11 protein-coding genes are annotated in these 16,882 nt (G+C 44.1%); all 11 read left to right on the top strand.

What is annotated here, in order from left to right:
- Positions 1-143: 143 nt before the first annotated feature.
- Positions 144-2,444: a hypothetical protein gene (locus XZ46_RS07265; RefSeq protein WP_006620747.1), complete on the top strand. Its 2,301-nt coding sequence runs from the start codon at positions 144-146 to the stop codon at positions 2,442-2,444.
- Between the two features lie 516 nt (positions 2,445-2,960).
- Positions 2,961-3,464: a hypothetical protein gene (locus XZ46_RS07260; protein ID WP_006620750.1), complete on the top strand. Its 504-nt coding sequence runs from the start codon at positions 2,961-2,963 to the stop codon at positions 3,462-3,464.
- A 356-nt stretch (positions 3,465-3,820) separates the two neighbouring features.
- On the top strand, positions 3,821-6,484 hold the full coding sequence (locus XZ46_RS07255; protein ID WP_008049356.1) for a site-specific DNA-methyltransferase: 2,664 nt from the start codon (positions 3,821-3,823) through the stop codon (positions 6,482-6,484).
- Between the two features lie 87 nt (positions 6,485-6,571).
- The gene (locus XZ46_RS07250) at positions 6,572-7,666 is read left to right on the top strand and encodes an AAA family ATPase (protein WP_048894991.1); all 1,095 of its coding nucleotides are present in this window, start codon (positions 6,572-6,574) and stop codon (positions 7,664-7,666) included.
- A gap of 135 nt (positions 7,667-7,801) precedes the next feature.
- Positions 7,802-10,930, top strand: coding sequence for a BPTD_3080 family restriction endonuclease (locus XZ46_RS07245; protein WP_048894990.1), 3,129 nt, complete (start codon positions 7,802-7,804; stop codon positions 10,928-10,930).
- 274 nt (positions 10,931-11,204) lie between these two features.
- Positions 11,205-12,353 (top strand): glycosyltransferase, encoded by a 1,149-nt coding sequence (locus tag XZ46_RS07240; protein WP_006620757.1) that lies wholly within the window; start codon positions 11,205-11,207, stop codon positions 12,351-12,353.
- A 191-nt stretch (positions 12,354-12,544) separates the two neighbouring features.
- Positions 12,545-13,282, top strand: a complete 738-nt coding sequence (locus XZ46_RS07235) for an undecaprenyl-phosphate galactose phosphotransferase family protein (protein WP_006668032.1) — start codon at positions 12,545-12,547, stop codon at positions 13,280-13,282.
- A 204-nt stretch (positions 13,283-13,486) separates the two neighbouring features.
- Positions 13,487-14,515, top strand: coding sequence for a GDP-mannose 4,6-dehydratase (gene gmd, locus XZ46_RS07230; RefSeq protein WP_006668033.1), 1,029 nt, complete (start codon positions 13,487-13,489; stop codon positions 14,513-14,515).
- 28 nt (positions 14,516-14,543) lie between these two features.
- Entirely contained in the window at positions 14,544-15,491 is a 948-nt protein-coding gene (locus XZ46_RS07225) for a GDP-L-fucose synthase family protein (RefSeq protein ID WP_008049347.1), read from the top strand.
- The gene (locus XZ46_RS07220) at positions 15,488-16,048 is read left to right on the top strand and encodes a 5-formyltetrahydrofolate cyclo-ligase (RefSeq protein ID WP_008049346.1); all 561 of its coding nucleotides are present in this window, start codon (positions 15,488-15,490) and stop codon (positions 16,046-16,048) included. Before XZ46_RS07225 ends, XZ46_RS07220 begins: the two co-directional genes overlap by 4 nt.
- Positions 16,030-16,881: a carbohydrate ABC transporter permease gene (locus tag XZ46_RS07215; RefSeq protein ID WP_006668034.1), complete on the top strand. Its 852-nt coding sequence runs from the start codon at positions 16,030-16,032 to the stop codon at positions 16,879-16,881. Before XZ46_RS07220 ends, XZ46_RS07215 begins: the two co-directional genes overlap by 19 nt.
- The last annotated feature ends 1 nt before the right edge of the window (position 16,882 follow it).

The following is a 16,882-nucleotide window of genomic DNA, read 5'->3' as shown; positions in this document are numbered from 1 at the left end:
CCCCAACTTTGGGCCCAGCATCGAGCTACGCCTACTCCTAACAACACTATTTTAAAGGTTAAATCTGGACTATTGAAACTCAAACTATATTGATATCCCGGTTAAATTTTCTCGTCAAACGCTAGTAAATTGAGGTCCCTCCCTTGACTTCTCATCAGGATCAAATTCAGACTCTTATTGCTGAAATTGACGAGGTACTGAGTCAACCCAGCCCCAGGCTACCTTGGGTGGCTTTTGGGGAAACCGTGACCCGCGCCCGTCAAGTGTTGCAGCGTGTTCGGAATTATCTCGTATCTCTTCAACAAGATATTGATGACTCTTCATTGTCCCTGAGATCTACAGGTTCCGCTGACCCATCATCTCTTTCGGAGTCCCAACAGCAGAATTTTTGGCAAGCCTTGCGGGAAGAAATGGGTTATTTGCGATCGCGACTTTCGGCTTTGCTAAAGTCTGAGGTAGAAGAGTTACGCCATGAGCGACAACTGCTATTACAGGATATCAGAGCTTTAGAACTGCGGCGACAGGAAAATCTGCTCTCCGTTGACCAATCCCACGACCAGCAGCAAATTATTACAGAGTTTCTGCAAGAATTGATGAATCGTCTTCAGGAAAGTCTCACTGAGAGTGTTAGCGAAACCCTCAGTAACCTGGAGGAACAGGTTATTAACGCCCTGCTGTTGGGGGATACTGTTCAGACTACCCCCAGTGAGTCCACTACGGCTTTGGGTCGTCGGGGAGGTGAAGGCGCAAACAGTAGCCGCGATGTTCGGGTTTTTTCTGATGCTGGTGGGGACTATGCGGAGGAGTTGGAAACTTCTAAGATGTTACCCCGACTCACTCCAGCCCAACGACTGGAACAAATGCGGACTCTACAGGCTCAGTCTGATCAGATGCTGATGACCCTTGATTCTAGTTTAAGTGTCATTTTTGAAGCCCTACAAAGCAATTTACAAACTTATCAGGAATCTCTGTCCCAAAATATTGAGAAAATGCACGGTTTGGGACAACAGGGAGAGGTGATTCTTTCGGCTTGGATTAATTATCTCACCCAGCAGTTGAGTCAGGCTACAACCTCTGAACTTCAATCTTCTATACAACTGCTTGACCTACAACCTAGACAGGGTACTCCCCCGCTTAAACCTAATGCGATCGGTCAGCAGGGGGTGGTTATGACTCCCGAAACTCAACCGTCTCCAGAGATATCTTCTGTTCCCGATCACGATGATTTCTTTCCTTTTGCGGGGGTGGAACTTCCCTTACCCACTAGAGTTTCCGAAACTCCCATCGAATCAAAACCACGACCGGAACCAAAAGAGGATATAGTCGCGGAAACTGCTGCTGATATCCCCCCTGAACCCGTAGATGAGGGGAATTGGGGTGCTGATTTATTCGGTGATGATGAGGCTGATGATAGTGATGATATAGTGGCGGAAACTGCTGCTGATATCTCTCCTGAATCGGTAGATGATGGGGGTTGGGATGCTGAGGATTTATTTGGGGATACCTCAGAGACATCTACAGAGACATCTACAGATTTATCAGAATCAGAACCTGATGAGGAAGATCTGAGGTTGGATACTCAAGATTTGTTTAAGGATACCCCAGAGGAAGAGCTACCAGTGGCGAGAGAAACTCGGAGAAATGTATCTTCTGCGGGGGGTGGAAATGGTAGCCAGTCAGACCCGTTTGATGGCTTCTCTGTGTCGGAAGAATTAGATTTATACGGAAGTTTACAGCCAGATGATGCTCAGGAACTTCTCTGGGAGGATGACGATATTTTGAGCGAAAATATCAATCAAAATCAGCCAGTAGAGATGAATAGAGACACGCCCAATCAAAAGGCTTCTCCATCTGCTAGTCAGGATACTTTTGAAGATTTTAGTAATATCTTTGAAGAACCCAATTTAAAGGAGGATGAACAGTTTATCTATGCTTCTCCTGATGAGAATTTGCTTCCGGGTGTTGATGATGGTAGCGATGATGATGAATCGATGGATTCTCGGCTGTTAGTTGATAAGAGTACCCTGGAACAATTAGAGGCAGAATTGGCTAGGTTAGAGAGCCCGGAATCTAATGAGATTGAAGATATCTTAGCTGAAGATATCTTAGCTGAAGATTCCGGGGAGGATTATCAACCGATTTCTATGCCTTCTGAGGAGGAAATGATTACTTTTGATAACTTGTTTGGCGAGCTAAATTCGAGTGTTAAAACATCGCGTTCTGCTGCTTCTAATTCGGCGGGTAAACCCGAAAAATCGGCAACTGTATCAGATAATCCTTTGACGGAATGGGGTGATTCTGATGTAACTCTTGATGATATCTTGAGCAGTTTTGAACAGGCGGAAAATAAATCATCATCAAAAATCGATGATAATGATGAATTTTTGAGTTTAGAATCTTTGAGTCAAGAAATGAGTAAAAGTAACCCGAAAAAACGCGATTAATTGAGGTGGAATTGGAGATGACAGGTTGTTGAGAATTGGCTGAAAATATTACCCTAAGCCTCAATACCTCTCCCCAGGTGGGAGAGGGACTGCGTGGGATGTATTACATGATTAATCAAGTAGCATATAGGAGCGATCGCACCTTTTAAATAATCGCCAAGCTACCACTAACTAGAGGGTGAGAAACGGCTATGGGGAAGGAGAATAAAGGAGCGATCGCTTTGGGGTGGGGATTTCTTGGGGGTTGGGGATTGACAATTGACAGGCTGTGATTCGTCGGTTTCAGCAATTGTTAAATTAATCTTAAAAATCGGGGTTTTTGAGGGGGAATAATGATGGGAAAATCTTTAGATTTATGATGTCAGCGGAGAGTGTATACTGTCTGACAGAGGATTTGGTTCGCGTCTTGTACAGCCGTTCGGCGATTAGCTACCCTCTCCAATAGGGGGTATGCTGTCAGTGGCGGGTTGTGCTGGCAGAATGATAGTAACACTAACTATAAATCGGTGAAATTCCATGTATACACTGCATCAAATTAACCTTAAATATCGGCCGCCACTAGCCAAATTACTAGGAAATAAAGGGATTTATCAACCCTGGGATTTCCGTAATTTGTTCAGGAGTTATGTGTTATGTCTAGTCCTGCTAGTTTTAATTGTATTCGGCTTTCCTGAACCGTCTCATGCTGATATAATAACCGTTGATGTTGCAGTGGAACAGAGCAAATATAACAATGAGTCTTGGGATGTATTAAATGGAGCCCCGGATTTGGCAATTTGTTTGTCTAATCAAAGATTGGGAACTGTTTGTATTCCTGATGGTTCTACACCTGACAGTATTAAGAACCCTAACTGTTCCAATTCTTATCTATGCAGATTTAGCCTCAGTGCGCCCCCAAATGCGGAATTTAAAGTTTCTGTAGTTGATGTAGATGTGATGTTCAATGATATAATAGGGGCGGGTTGGTGTCGTCAAGGAATGACTTGTGAAATCGGACAAGCTAAAGTAGCTATTAAGTGACGGTTAAACTTGTCTAATTGTTAGCCATAATAGTTAATGACTTCTGTGGTTTTTGATCAGAGTTTAATTTCGGTTCATGGTCAAATCTCAGAAGCGATCGCATAATGATATGGCTGTCCCAATAGGTGCGATCGCTTTGGGGTGGGGATTTCTTGGCGGTTGGGGATTGACAATTGACAGGCTGTGATTGGTCGGTTTCAGCAATTGTTAAATTAATCTTAAAATTCCTGGTTTTTGACGGGGAATAATGATGGGAAAATCTTTATATTTATGATGTCAGCGGAGAGTGTATACTGTCTGAGAGAGGATTGGGTTCGCTCAACTGCTATCTACCAGACTAGACCCCTGGAGTAATTATGCCTAGAAAAAACACTCCCAAAAAGCTGAAAGAAGTTCAGGACTACACCCACAATAAACAACATCCCCAACGACCGGATATTGGCACAGAATCACAATTTCAGAAGCCTAAACCTCCCGTTACCTATCGCTATGATTCTTCCCTCGCACCGGAGTTAAATTGGGATGAAAACCCAGCCAGGGAAAAAGCGGAGGCTTTAATTACTAAAATTCTCAATGCTACCAGTTTGGAAGAAGCACAAGCCGCCGCGCTTGAGTTGAAGTCTATGGGGGAACCTTTCCTTAATTGGTCTGGAAAAGCAGAACGCAGCAGTTTGGAAGTGCCAACATTGCCACTATTTGTGCATGAAAGACTTTCGACTAGGGCGATTATTGAAACTCTCAAATCTCATGAAATTGGGGGTGATCAACTTAATCTTTTCGACCTATTTAATGACCCCCAATGGTCGATTACTGACCAAATTCTGAGGGCTTACGAATACCAAGGAAATTGGGTTAATCGCATGATTTTGGGGGATTCTTTAATCACTATGAATTCTCTGGTACAATATGAAGGCATGGCGGGGAAAGTACAGATGATTTATATGGACCCGCCTTATGGGGTGAAGTTTGGCTCGAATTTTCAGCCTTTTGTGAAAAAACGGGATGTTAAACACAACGAGGATGAACACTTCACCCGCGAACCGGAGATGGTTAAAGCCTACCGCGATACTTGGGAATTGGGGTTACACAGTTATTTATCTTATTTAAGAGATAGGTTATTATTGGCGCGGGAGTTATTAACTGAGAGTGGCAGTGTTTTTGTCCAGATTTCTGATGAGAATGTTCATCATGTCCGGGAAATTATGGATGAGGTTTTTGGGGCGGAGAATTTTGTTGCCAACATAAATTTTAAAACGATGATGCCATTAGAGTCTGGTAATATTGAGTCAGTTTTTGACTATATTTGTTGGTATGCCAAAGATTCAAATTCGATTAAATATAGAAATATTTTTGTTCCCAAAAATGTAGGGATAGGGACAGAGTTTTCTTTCGCTGATGTAGACAATGGCAAATATCGCAAGTTAGACAAAAGTGAAATGCTTGACTTTGAAAATACCGCTAGGGAAAATAAAATATTTAAGCGTTCTAACTTAAGTTCATCTGGTTATACTCCTTCATGCACTTTTCCTATTGTTTTTGATAATCAAACATTTTATCCTGTTAAAGGAAAAAGCTGGAGAACAACTCAAGAGGGTATTGAACGTTTAAAAAATAAAAATAGACTATTTACCCTTGGGAATAAACTTTACTATAAACTGTACCTTAGTGATTTTGGCTATACCTCACTAATTAATTCATGGCAAGACACAATTGAGTTTGGAAGTAGGATGTATGTAGTTCAAACCACTTCTACAGTCATCCAACGCTGTCTATTAATGACCACAGACCCCAGTGATTTAGTCCTCGACATAACCTGCGGAAGTGGGACGACTGCTTATGTAGCGGAACAGTGGGGGAGAAGGTGGATAACTTGTGATGTGAGTAGAGTTCCGTTAGCCTTAGCAAGACAGAGACTATTAACCGCAACTTTCCCGTGGTATGAACTAAAAGACGGTAATTCCCCCAGTGGTGGGTTTGTGTATAAACGGAAGCAGAACAAGAAAGGGGAAGAAGTGGGGGGAATTGTGCCGCATATTACCCTCAAGAGTATTGCTAATGATGAACCTCCGGCGGAGGAAATTTTAGTAGACCGTCCCGAAATGGATAACAGTATTGTGCGGGTGTGTAGTCCGTTTACCATTGAGGGAACGATACCGCCTCCGGTGGATATGGAAAACCAAGAGGAACCGGAAACAGAAGCGGTGGTGATTGAAAATAGTAGGTCTTATGAACAGCGAATGCTGGAAATTCTCAGGAAGTCTCCGATATTGCACCTTCCCCAAAATCGCACGATTAGGCTCTATCAAGTTCGGGAAACGGCGCGATCGCGAAATTTATCAGCAGAAGCGATGACTCAAGCAAGGGATTTAGAAATTGCGGAAACCGGTGAAACTGAGAAAGCGATCGCCTTCCTGTTTGGGCCAGAAAATGGAGCGATCGCGGAACGGACAGTATTTGAAGCGGCGCGGGAAGCACACTCGAAAAAGTATGCTCATTTATTTGTGATTGGCTTTGCTATTTCAGCGATCGCGCGTCAGTTTGTGGAACACTGCCAAGACACCATGAGTATTCCGGCTACTTATATTCAAGCCACCCCTGATTTATTGATGGGGGACTTACTCAAACACATGAAAAGTTCTCAAATCTTTAGTGTCTGTGGACTCCCTGAAATTAAAGTACACAGGACGGAGGATGGAAAATATCAAGTAGAGTTACTAGGCTTGGATGTTTTCGACCCCACCACAATGGAGGTGGAATCACAACCCGGAAAAAATGTCCCCGCATGGTTTCTCGACACGGACTATAATGGTCTATGTTTCCACGTTAATCAAGCATTCTTCCCCCGCACCAGTGCTTGGGAGGGTATTAAAAAAGCACTAAAAGGAACCTATGATGATGAAGTTTGGGAACATTTGGCGGGAACCAAAAGCGCACCTTTTGAACCGGGGGAGTATAAAGAAATTGCGGTTAAGGTGATTGATGACCGAGGCAATGAATTGTTAGTTACTGAGAAGATTTAATTGTGAGAGTAGATGAGTTAACAATTAACGAATAATTCTCAGCATAAAAAATTGAAATTGTATCGAAGTAGATATGAGTTTTCCATTATGTTTAAAAGTATCACAGTCAAAAACTTTAGATGTTTTGAAGACTTGACTATTAGCCAAATAGAGCGAGTCAACTTAATTGGGGGAATGAACAATATTGGCAAAACTGCTTTATTGGAAGCCATTTATTTAATGACCAGCTTGGGTTCTATGGAAATTCCCTTGAAGCTAAACTTTGATAGGGGAGTTTTTAGTCCCAGGACTTTTGACGTAGAAGAAATATGTGAATGGTTATTCTACCAAAAAAAAGCCAATAAAGCAATTAAAATCCAAGTTATCGATGAACAAGACATTAAAAGCGAACTGAAATTAAGCCTAGAAAAAGCGGCGAGTCCCAGACTATTTCCCCTAACTTTGACTTCTCACCGACGCAAAACCCTTAAAGATTTGAAATTAGAGTTCAAAATTGGAGACCAAAAACCTTTACAATTTACCATGTTTTTAGCACCAGACAAGGAAGAACCTGATACGCCACGTTTAGGTATAGTCAACCAAGATGAATCACCGGAAGACTTAGAAATTCCCACTTTTTCCCCCAGCTATTTTATTAGTAGTCGCCTGCGAATTTCCCCAACTGAAGACGCGGAAAGATTTAGCTTTTTGGAGGCTCAAAATAAGCAGGATGAAATTGTCGAAATACTGAAGATATTAGAACCACGACTAAAACGCTTATCTGTGTTGGTGACAGGGGGAGTCCCTATGATTAATGGTGATATCGGAGGGAATTATTTAATTCCTGTTTCGTTAATGGGAGAGGGTATGAGTCGGTTATTATCGATGGTTTTATCTATCATGAATGCTTCAGGAGGGACGGTTTTAATCGACGAAATAGAAAATGGCATACACTATTCGGTAATGGCTAAAATCTGGGAATCAATAGCGGCAGCCAGCGAGAGATTTAACACCCAAATTTTTGCCACAACTCATAGCCAGGAATGTATTAATTCTGCTCACGAAGCCTTTGAGAATTTAGCAAGCTATGACTTTCGATATTTTCGACTGGAAAGAAAACCGGAAACTAATTTTATTCAAGCTGCGATTTATGAACAAGAAAATATTGAAACTTCTATCGCTTTGAACTTGGAGATGAGATAATGAGGAAACCGATAAGGATTGATAAGCCAAAACTGATTATCGGTGAAGGGATTGAAGAAAAGATTGTTTTCTAGGCTCATAATCTGGGAGAATTTATCAAAAATATTTAGTTTAAAGAAATGGAGAATTATAACGATGACCTACGAAGTAAACGAACCAATCCTTAATTCGCCGTTTGATGAACCGTCCCACTATTGGTTTATCCGAGATGGCTATGAACCGGAACTGATTAAGGGTCGTCGTCCAGCGATCGCTTATCCACCACTAGAAGGTAATGTAGATTGGGATTTGGGGGAGGTTCTGAAACCATCCCCGGTGGAAGAGTTTTATCCGGGGTATGAAATGACGCTGGTTAACCAACTGAGGGAAAGGGTCAAAGAATGGCGATCGCTCGGTTATCCCGGCGTAACCCGGACTACTTTAGACTTGCTGAATTACTGGCAGCGAGAAGGGAGAGAACACCGTCTATTTTTTACACAAATGGAAGCGACGGAAACAATTATTTTCCTAACCGAAGCCAGAGGAGATTTAAAGCAAGGAATTGATGTTCCCATTGACTCACCTGCTGATGTAACTCTCAAAACCTTCACCCGCTACGCTTGCAAAATGGCTACGGGTTCGGGAAAAACGACGGTAATGGGGATGTTGGCGGCGTGGTCAATTCTCAATAAAGTGAGCGATCGCCAAAATCCCAAATTCTCTGATGTGGTGTTGATTGTCTGTCCCAACGTGACTATCAAGAGACGCTTAGAAGAATTAAACCCGGCGAATGGGGAAGCCAGCTTGTACAGAATGCGAGACTTGGTTCCCCCTCACCTGATGGATAAACTGAGACGGGGGAAAGTGTTGGTGACTAATTGGCATATTTTTGAAAAGCGATCGCCTCCCACCCCAGGGAATGAGTCAGCCAAAGTGGTGAAAGTGGGAGTTCCGGTTACTACCACAGAAGCCATTAAGATTGGCGCAAAAAATGACACCATGCGAGGGACCCGCTACCTGACCCTGGAAAAGTTGGAACAACAGCAACACCTGGGACAGATTAAAGTTTTGGAGGAAGACCGCGATCGCCAAGGAAATCTCAAAACTGTGAAAGTTGAACAAACCCGCTACCTAGAAAGTGACGCGGCTTGGATTCGGCGCATACTGACCGCTGAAATTGGGAACAAAAAACGCATCCTAGTTCTGAATGATGAAGCACATCACGCCTACCGCATCGCACAAGCTGAGTCAGAGCAAGATGAGGATGAGGAACTAACCGACTACAGCCAAAAGGAAGCCACTATCTGGGTGGAAGGACTCGATCGCATCCACAAATACCGGACGGTGAATCTGTGCGTAGATTTATCGGCTACCCCGTACTATTTACAAGCCGCTGGAAAAGACAGCAATAAACCGTTTCCTTGGGTAGTCAGTGACTTTAGCTTGATGGATGCCATTGAATCGGGGTTAGTGAAAATCCCCCAGCTTCCCGCGCGAGATACCACCGGAGCTAAAATGGCAGAACTAGCCTATTTTAACATTTGGAAATGGATTACCAACCAAATGACCCCAACAGAACGGGGTAAAAAAGGCAGCGCACCGAAACCGGAAGCTGTACTAAAACATACTCAACACCCTATTATCATCTTAGGTGGGAATTGGGAAAACACCCGTCAACTGTGGGCAGAAAACCCCGATGACCCCAGACCGCCAGTTTTTATCATCGTCTGCAAAAATACCAAAATTGCCAAGGTCCTCTATGAATGGATTGCTGAGGATATTAAACCAGGTTACATCCCCTCATTAGGTTTGGCATCCCTTCGCAATAGTGAAACCGAAACCAATACCATTCGCGTAGACTCGAAAGTGGTGGAAGAGTTGGAGTCCGGGAACAGCAGATCCGATGACTCGAAATGGATGCGCTTTACCCTGGATACAGTGGGTCAGGTTAACTGGCCCTGTGATGACCAAGGAAGACCTATCTACCCGGAAGATTTCTATGACCTGGCTATGAAATTAGGGCGATCGCTTCATCCACCAGGTCGGGATATCCGCTGTATCATTTCCGTGGGAATGCTGACCGAAGGCTGGGATTCTCGGACTGTGACCCACATCATCGGTATCCGACCCTTTCAGTCTCAGTTACTCTGTGAGCAAGTGGTGGGGAGAGGTTTGCGGCGACGTAGCTATGAACTCACCGAAGACGGTAAATTTGCCGAGGAAACCGCTAATATCTTCGGGGTTCCCTTTGAGGTTGTCCCCTTTAAAGCCAATCCCCAAGGGGGAAAACTCAAGAAACCTGAAAAACGCCACCATATTTACTCGGTCGCGGGAAAGACACAATACCGCATCGAATTTCCCAGAGTGGAAGGCTTCTGTCAGGGTATCCAAAATCGCGTGACTGTGGATTGGGATGCGATCGCACCATTGACAATTGACCCGTTCAATATTGCACCAGAGGTGCAGATTAAAGCCACTCTCCCCAATAATCAAGGTCGCCCCAGTCTTTGTGGCCCAGGTAAGTTAAAAAGTTTGGATCTCAATCCTTACCGCCAAGGGAAAAGGCTGCAAGAGTTAGTATTTAAGTTAGCCGCAGATTTGACTAAAACCTATTGTCAAAATCCCAATTGTGAAGCGCCGCCTCATGTTCTCTTCCCTCAACTGCGAACTATTTGCGATCGCTACCTCACCGAAAAAATCAAGGTGGTCAAGCCGTGTCAGTTGGTTGATGTTTGGTTAGCCCCCTATTATGGTTGGGTGATCGAAAATCTCAACGGTGCGATTTACCCTGACACTGACGCAGGAGAAGCCCCAGAAATTCCCAAATATGAAGCTAATCGCGGTAATGGCTCAACCGATGATATCAATTTCTGGACCAGTAAGAAAGTCTACAGTGTCCAGCATTGCCATATCAACTGTGTGGTAGCAGATACGGATCAATGGGAACAAGCCAGCGCCTACATCATCGACACTCACCCAATTACTGAGGCATTCGTGAAAAATGAACGGCTAGGGTTTACTATTCCCTATTATTATGATGGCAGCGATCGCGACTACCACCCGGATTTTATCATCCGTCTGAAAACTACCGCCACCCACTACGTTATCCTGGAAACCAAGGGTTATATCTACGAGGGAACCGAGGAGAAAAAGGCGGCGGCTTTGCGCTGGGTGAAAGCTGTTAACAGCGATGGTCGATTCGGACATTGGGATTATCGAATGTGCAAGCTGAACCAAGTTCGGGAGTTTTTAGATCAGTTAATGGCGGAAATTAATTCCCAGTGATATAATTCTGCCTGAATTGTAGTTAAATTATGAGTTGGATATGATACCATTAAAGAGGCGATCGCACTATGTTAAATAATCGCCAAGCTACCACTAAATAGACCGTAAGAAACGGCTATGGGGGACCCAGTGGAAAGTGATTTCTCCAACAGCCACGGGTGTGGGTCCAGGGTGTGGGTCGGGGGGTTGGTTAAAAAAAATTAACACAGTTCACAATTAATTTCCGCCCTGTGAGATAGTAAATTCTGAAGGCATTAGGGGTTAGATATCTGTTGTGTCGTTGAAGTATGCTCTGGTCCATGAATGGTTAACACCGAAAGCCACAGGGGGGTCAGAGTTAGTGGTGCGAGAAATTCTCAAGCATATTGATGCCCAAGTTTATGCGCTGATTGATTTTGAATCAAGTAATCCTGACAGTTATCTATATGGGCGAAAGATTGGGACCACATTTTTACAGGACTTTCCCTGGGCGAGAAATGGTGTACAGAAATATTTACCGCTATTACCGTTAGCGATCGAACAGTTGGACCTGCGGGAGTATGACGTAATATTATCTTCATCCCATGCTGTAGCCAAGGGAGTGATTACAACGCCTCAACAAAGGCATATTTGCTATTGTCACACTCCTATGCGCTATGCTTGGGATCTCACCTTTGACTATCTCAGAGGTAGCTCTGTCGGCTCAGGAGTCCCCGGTATGTTAACCCGTGTGTTGCTGCACCAACTACGGCAATGGGATGTGATTTCAGCCAACCGGGTTGATTATTTTATTGCTAACTCTCAACATACAGCCCGGAGGATATGGCGATGTTACCGTCGTGAGGCGAAGGTAATTTATCCCCCAGTGGCGATGGACAATATGAAATTTCAGGCCCAAAAAGAAGATTTTTATCTGACCGTTTGCCGTCTGGTGAGTTACAAGAAAATTTCCCTAATTGTCAAAGCCTTTAACGAATTGGGTTATCCGCTGGTAGTAATTGGCACAGGTCCCGAATGCGATCGCATCAAGAAAATTGCCAAAGATAATATCCAGCTTTTAGGTTGGCAAAGTGATCAGGCAGTAGGGGAATATATGTCCAAAGCCAAAGCATTTGTCTATGCCGCCTGCGAAGACTTTGGAATGGCGATCGTAGAAGCCATGGCTTGCGGAACACCTGCGATCGCATTAGGAGTAGGAGGCGCGACAGAAACCGTGCGAGATATTCGCAAATATCCCGACTCCGGGACCGGGTTATTATTTACGCCGCAAACAGAAACAGGTTTAATGGAGACAGTCCAAGTCTTTGAAAGTCTCAATGGGCAATTTCATCCTGAAATTATCCGAACTCATGCGAGTCAATTTGATCAAAGTCGGTTTCGGGAGGACTATCTTAATTTCGTAGATAAGTGTTTGAACACAATGGACTCCCAAAATTTCAGCTAAAATGCCAAAGTATTTAAGAGAGCCAGAAAAGCTGAAAAGCCCTAATTTAGGTGGATTGTCCAGACTGGTTCCCCGGTGACGACCTGCCATCTGGGATCTTAGTATATGAGTACAAGATACTCAATCATCCTTATTGAGTGTCTCAAGGCTTTATGATCATGACTGTGTGTGGTGTGAATTGAAGGAGTAAGATGACTGCCAATAGCCAACTTATCTTCGGTAGGGGACTTCGACGTGCATTTACAAGGCGTGGCTTTGTACCCTTAGTGCGTCCGCGTCAGCAACGAACCCTGTCTCTGGTACAGAGTCTGAACGGAGATTTTTTTAAGCGTTCATTTGACATTGTGTTTTCCCTATCGGTTCTGATTTTGTTTTCTCCGGTTTATTTGATACTGAGCTTGTTAATTGCCCTGAGTTCCCCTGGTAGCGTGTTTTACGTCCAGGAAAGAGTCGGCAAAAATCGCCAACGGTTTGGTTGTATCAAATTCAGGACCATGGTTAGTAATGCAGATGAGATGCTGATGGAGATCATGGAAACCTCTCCTAATCTCCGCCAAGAGTTTCAGGATACGTTTAAACTTAAACATGATCCTCGAATTACCTGGATAGGTAGATTCTTGCGTGTGACTAGCCTTGATGAGTTTCCCCAATTCTGGAATGTTCTCAAAGGTGATATGAGTGTAGTAGGCCCTAGACCCCTGGTAGCCGAGGAATTACATAAATATGGTCGTCACATGGATAAGGTTCTGACCATCAGACCGGGAATCACTGGACTCTGGCAAGTCTCAGGACGCAATGATATTCCCTATCCTCGTCGAGTTCAGATTGATTTGCACTATGTTAATTTCAAGAATTTCTGGATTGACTTATGGATCATTATCAAAACTATTGGTGTGGTAATTTTTCCCAAGGATAATGGTGCTTATTAACCTGGAGGGGTGAGTCATCAGAAATTATGTGTCCTACCCGGTTTCTGAGTTAAGATATTTATGGTTCTTGTCTAAGTAACCGGGTTTTTTATAATGAGTGCCAGTGGCAAACTTGCCCCACTAGGGAATAATCATGAGGGTGCATAATAGAGTATAGACAACCGCCATGGGCGGGCTGATTCGTATGGAAAGGAAAATAGTCAGATGTCAAACAGTAAACCAGCGTTAATCACAGGTATCACAGGTCAAGATGGTTCATATCTGAGTGAGTTACTATTAGAAAAAGGCTACGAAGTTCACGGAATTATTCGTCGTAGTTCTAGTTTTAATACAGACCGCATTGAACATATTTACAAAGACCCCCATAATCCTAATGCTCGGTTATTCTTACACTATGGGGATTTAACAGATGGTACTACTCTGCGTCGTATCTTAGAAGAGGTTAAGCCGGTAGAAATTTATAATTTGGGGGCTCAATCCCATGTGCGGGTCAGTTTTGACTGTCCAGAATATACTGTTGATACGGTGGGTTTAGGGGTATTAAGACTATTAGAAGCTATTCGAGATTATCAGCAGCGCACAGGGATTCAGGTGCGGTTTTATCAAGCAGGTTCTTCGGAAATGTTTGGGAAAGTTCAGGAAATCCCCCAGAAAGAAACTACACCTTTTTACCCTCGTAGTCCCTATGCTTGTGCGAAGGTTTACGGACACTGGCAAACGGTTAATTATCGGGAATCCTACGGTTTATTTGCCTGTAATGGTATCCTGTTTAATCATGAAAGTCCCCGCCGTGGTCCGACTTTTGTTACCCGCAAAATTACCCGCGCTGTAGCCAGGATTGTGAAGGGAATGCAGAAGGAACTTTATCTGGGTAATCTGGATGCCAAACGGGATTGGGGCTATGCTAAGGATTATGTCCGGGGAATGTGGATGATGTTGCAACATGATCAACCGGATGATTATGTGTTGGCAACTAATGAAACTCATTCAATTCGAGAGTTTTTGGATGTGGCTTTTAATTATGTCAATTTGGATTGGCATGATTATGTCAAATTTGATGAACGCTATTTACGCCCGGCTGAGGTAGAATTGCTGATTGGGGATTCGACTAAAGCCCAAAATGTCTTGGGTTGGAAGCCGTTAGTGTCTTTTGAGGAATTGGTAAAGCTGATGGTTGATAGTGACCTAACACTATTGGAAGAACCTCATGAAGAGGGAGACCATTTTGATTAATTTTTAGACTAAATGACGGGTAAATAACATGAATACTCTGGATTTACAAGACCAACGGATTTTGGTTACGGGAGGGGCTGGTTTTCTGGGAAAACAGGTGATTGACCAGCTTCTGAAGGCGGGGGCTAAATCTGAAAATATTTCGGTGCCCCGATCGCATAATTGTGACCTGCGAAACTTAGAAGCCTGTCAACAAGCCGCTAAAGGTCAGGATATCATTATCCATTTGGCGGCCCATGTGGGGGGTATCGGCTTAAATCAGGTAAAACCCGCTGAGTTGTTCTACGATAACCTGATGATGGGGGCTCAGTTGATTCACTCAGCCTATCAAGTAGGGGTCAAGAAATTTGTCTGTGTGGGGACTATCTGCGCTTATCCTAAATTTACCCCGGTTCCCTTCCAGGAAGATGACTTATGGAATGGCTACCCAGAGGAAACTAATGCCCCCTATGGTATAGCCAAAAAAGCCCTATTGGTGCAATTGCAAGCCTACCGACAGCAGTATGGGTTTAATGGGATTTACTTATTGCCGGTGAATCTCTATGGCCCAGAGGATAATTTTAACCCGAAAAGTTCCCATGTGATTCCGGCTTTGGTGCGTAAGGTCTATGAAGCACAACAACGGGGGGATAAACAGCTTCCGGTGTGGGGTGATGGTAGTCCTAGTCGGGAGTTTCTCTACTCGACTGATGCGGCGCGGGGAATTGTCATGGCTACCCAACATTATGACGAACCAGACCCGGTGAATTTGGGGACTAATTATGAAATTACTATTCGGGACCTGGTAGAGTTGATTTGTGAGTTGATGGAGTTTCAGGGAGAAATTGTCTGGGAAACTGATAAGCCTAATGGTCAACCGCGCCGCTGTTTAGACACAAATCGCGCTAAGGAAAGGTTTGGGTTTGTGGCTGAGGTCGAGTTTCGCCAGGGTCTGAAAAATACTATTGACTGGTATCGACAAAATCCTGATCTGTGAGTAAGTCTCAACTACGCCGCCGTTTGTTAAGCGATCGCCAATCTCTAGCCACGACTGTTTGGCGACAAAATAGCGATCGCATTACTGACCATCTACGCCGTTGGTGGCGATTTCAGCAAGCCAAGACTATCTTGGCTTATTTTAGTTTTCGCCAAGAACCCGATTTGAGTCCTCTCTGGTACGTCTCCCCAGAAAAGGTCTGGGGGTTTCCTCGCTGTGTGGATGGGTCTTTGATTTGGCATCACTGGCGGCCGGAAAATGCCCGCCAAAGGGGGTCTTTTGGTTTAATGGAACCGGACCCCCGCTTACCGGTTTTGCAGCCGTCTCAGGTCGATTTAATCCTGGTTCCGTCCGTTTCCTGTGATGGCTGTGGCTATCGGTTAGGATATGGGGGAGGATTTTATGACCGGATGTTGAGTCGGTCTGAGTGGTCTAAAATTCCTACGGTGGGAATTGTGTTTGCGGCCGCCAGGGTGGATACTCTCCCTAGGGATAGTTGGGACCAACCTTTGGCCGCGGTTTGTACTGAGGAGGGTATATGGGAGTTGTCAAAATAACTTCTGGTGGCCGCGTAAATTATCGGGCGATCGCTACTTATATGGTACTCATTGCTATAGCGATCGCTATGCTATTTCCCCTATTTTGGTTGGTGGGAACTGCCTTTAAATCCCCTACCGAAAACATCTTTCAGGTTCCCCCCCAGTTTATTCCTCGGGAACCTACTTTCGGGAATTTTGTCAGAGTTTGGCAAACTAATCCTTTTGGTCGCTATTTATTTAATAGTACCCTCGTCGCCGTTTTAACCGTCGGATTAAATCTGCTATTTTGTTCCTTGGCCGCCTATCCTTTGGCGCGATTAAACTTTTGGGGTCGCGATTTTCTCCTAAGTGCGATCGTTTCCACCATCATGATACCCTTTCAGATTGTCATGATTCCCCTGTATATTCTAGCCGTACAGTTAGGATTAAGAAATACTTATTTAGGCATTATTTTTCCATCCTTAGCCTCAGCTTTTGGTATATTTCTCTTGCGACAGGCATTTATGGGAGTTCCCAAAGAGTTAGAAGAAGCAGCCAGAATTGATGGCTGTTCAGAATTAGGCATTTGGTGGCATATTATGATACCCTCAGTCCGTCCCGCCTTAATGACTTTAGCCATTTTTGTCTTTATCGGGTCTTGGAGTGATTTTCTGTGGCCCTTAATTGTAGTCGATCGCCCAGAATATTATACCATGCCTTTAGGGGTAGCAAATCTAGCCGGAACTTTCTCTCTCGATTGGCGGATAGTCGCCGCCGGTTCCGTCATTTCTATTGCCCCTGTGTTACTACTATTTTTAATAGTACAACGGTATATTGTCCCTACAGATACAGCTACGGGGGTCAAAGGTTGAG

The organism is Limnospira indica PCC 8005 (assembly GCF_000973065.1).
In the GTDB taxonomy this organism is placed as follows: Bacteria; Cyanobacteriota; Cyanobacteriia; order Cyanobacteriales; family Microcoleaceae; genus Limnospira; species Limnospira fusiformis.
Note: the sequence above shows the minus strand (reverse complement) of the source record. Positions and strands in the feature narration are given on the sequence as shown.

Bases quoted from the DNA above. Each gene is read 5' to 3' on its own strand.
- XZ46_RS07225 (WP_008049347.1), top strand. From the start codon at position 14,544: ATGAATACTCTGGATTTACAAGACCAACGGATTTTGGTTACGGGAGGG.
- XZ46_RS07255 (WP_008049356.1), top strand. From the start codon at position 3,821: ATGCCTAGAAAAAACACTCCCAAAAAGCTGAAAGAAGTTCAGGACTAC.
- XZ46_RS07245 (WP_048894990.1), top strand. From the start codon at position 7,802: ATGACCTACGAAGTAAACGAACCAATCCTTAATTCGCCGTTTGATGAA.
- XZ46_RS07260 (WP_006620750.1), top strand. From the start codon at position 2,961: ATGTATACACTGCATCAAATTAACCTTAAATATCGGCCGCCACTAGCC.
- gmd (WP_006668033.1), top strand. From the start codon at position 13,487: ATGTCAAACAGTAAACCAGCGTTAATCACAGGTATCACAGGTCAAGAT.
- XZ46_RS07250 (WP_048894991.1), top strand. From the start codon at position 6,572: ATGTTTAAAAGTATCACAGTCAAAAACTTTAGATGTTTTGAAGACTTG.
- XZ46_RS07215 (WP_006668034.1), top strand. From the start codon at position 16,030: ATGGGAGTTGTCAAAATAACTTCTGGTGGCCGCGTAAATTATCGGGCG.
- XZ46_RS07235 (WP_006668032.1), top strand. From the start codon at position 12,545: ATGACTGCCAATAGCCAACTTATCTTCGGTAGGGGACTTCGACGTGCA.